A 1805-nucleotide genomic window follows, 5' to 3' on the forward strand; every position below is an offset into this window, starting at 1 on the left:
GGCGTGGCCAGCGTGGTGACCATCGTCGGCCTGGCCTGGCTGGGCCGGGACGGCAAGATGGCCACCTATGGCGCGATGGTCGTCGGCTGCGCGCTCACCCTCTGGTGGGCCGGTTTCGGACCCGGCCGGCGCTAGACGACCGCCACTTCGTCCCGCGTCACCACCTCGCCCCGCAGCGAATGCGGGTAGGCCAGCGTGATGTTCACGTCGATCATCTGCCCGACCAGCCGTGCCGGGCCGGCGAAGTTGACGATGCGGTTGCACTCGGTGCGGCCCATCAGCTCGTCCGCATCCTTGCGCGACGGGCCTTCGACCAGGATGCGCTGCACCGTGCCGACGCGCGACTGCCCGATGCGCCGCTGGTTGTCCTCGATCACCGCCTGCAGGTGCTGCAGCCTGGCGAGCTTGGTCTCATGCGGCGTGTCGTCGGCGAGCGCCGCGGCCGGCGTGCCGGGGCGCGGGCTGTAGATGAAGCTGAAGCTCGAATCGAAGCCGACGTCGTCGATCAGCTTCATCATCCTCGTGAAGTCGTCCTCGGTCTCGCCGGGGAAGCCGACGATGAAGTCGCTCGACAGGCTGATGTCCGGCCGCACCGCGCGCAGCTTGCGGATCGTGCTCTTGTACTCGAGCACCGTGTAGCCGCGCTTCATCGCCATCAGGATGCGGTCGCTGCCGTGCTGCACCGGCAGGTGCAGGTGGTTCACGAGCTGCGGCACGCGGCCGTACACCTCGACCAGCCGGTTCGTGAACTCGTTCGGGTGGCTGGTGGTGTAGCGGATGCGCTGGATGCCGGGGATCGCGGCGACGTACTCGATCAGCAGTGCGAAATCGGCGATCTCGCTGGTATCGCCCATCGCGCCGCGGTAGGCGTTGACGTTCTGGCCCAGCAGCGTCACTTCCTTCACGCCCTGGTCGGCCAGGCCCGCCACCTCGACCAGCACGTCGTCGAACGGCCGCGAGACCTCTTCGCCGCGGGTGTACGGCACCACGCAGTAGCTGCAGTATTTCGAGCAGCCTTCCATGATCGAGACGAAGGCCGTCGCGCCCTCGACGCGCGCCGGCGGCAGGTGGTCGAACTTCTCGATCTCGGGGAAGCTGATGTCGACCTGCGGGCGCTGCTGCCGCTGGCGCTGCTTCAGCAGCTCAGGCAGGCGGTGCAGCGTCTGCGGGCCGAACACCACGTCGACGTACGGCGCGCGTTCGATGATGGCCGCGCCTTCCTGGCTCGCGACGCAGCCGCCGACGCCGATCATCACGCCCTTGGCCTTCAGGTGCTTGACCCGGCCGAGGTCGCTGAACACCTTCTCCTGCGCCTTCTCGCGCACCGAGCAGGTGTTGAACAGGATCAGGTCGGCCTGCTCCGGGTCCTGCGTGGGTTCATAGCCTTCGGCCGCGTGCATGACGTCGGACATCTTGTCCGAGTCGTACTCGTTCATCTGGCAGCCGAAGGTCTTGATGTAGACCTTCTTGGTGCGTTCTTCCATCACGACCTCGTCACGGCTTGGTCCAGACCTGCGCGGCCTGGTCGAAGCTCCAGGTCTGCGTCTGCTCGACCGTGGTCGGCCACGGCACGACCTTGATCTCGTCGTCGCGCAGGATCCACACGTCCTTGATCAGCCCGGTGAACTCGGTGGTGTAGTGCACGACCAGCTTGCTGCCGACCAGCGGGCCGGTCAGCACCAGCAGGTTGTTCTGGCCGCGGATGCGCACCCCCGGGGCGAGCTGTGCCGGCTTGCCGTTCAGCGTGACCTGYGGCGGGTTGTCGAAGGCGATCACGCCGCGCAACGCGTTCTGCGGGAACGGGC

Annotated in this window: 2 protein-coding genes; both read right to left on the bottom strand. The window is 67.4% G+C overall.

Annotated elements, in window-relative coordinates; translation table 11 throughout:
- Positions 1-131: 131 nt before the first annotated feature.
- Positions 132-1484 carry a tRNA (N6-isopentenyl adenosine(37)-C2)-methylthiotransferase MiaB gene (gene miaB, locus AC1D15_RS30065; RefSeq protein ID WP_477828902.1) on the bottom strand — a complete coding sequence of 451 codons (1353 nt, stop codon included), beginning with the start codon at positions 1482-1484 and terminating at the stop codon, positions 132-134.
- 10 nt (positions 1485-1494) lie between these two features.
- Positions 1495-1805 (bottom strand): hypothetical protein (locus AC1D15_RS30070; RefSeq protein WP_477828903.1); only part of this gene is annotated, 311 nt, incomplete at its 5' end.

The organism is Rhizobacter sp. P2_H2, from assembly GCF_056403375.1.

Bases quoted from the DNA above. Each gene is read 5' to 3' on its own strand.
- miaB (WP_477828902.1), bottom strand. From the start codon at position 1,484: ATGGAAGAACGCACCAAGAAGGTCTACATCAAGACCTTCGGCTGCCAG.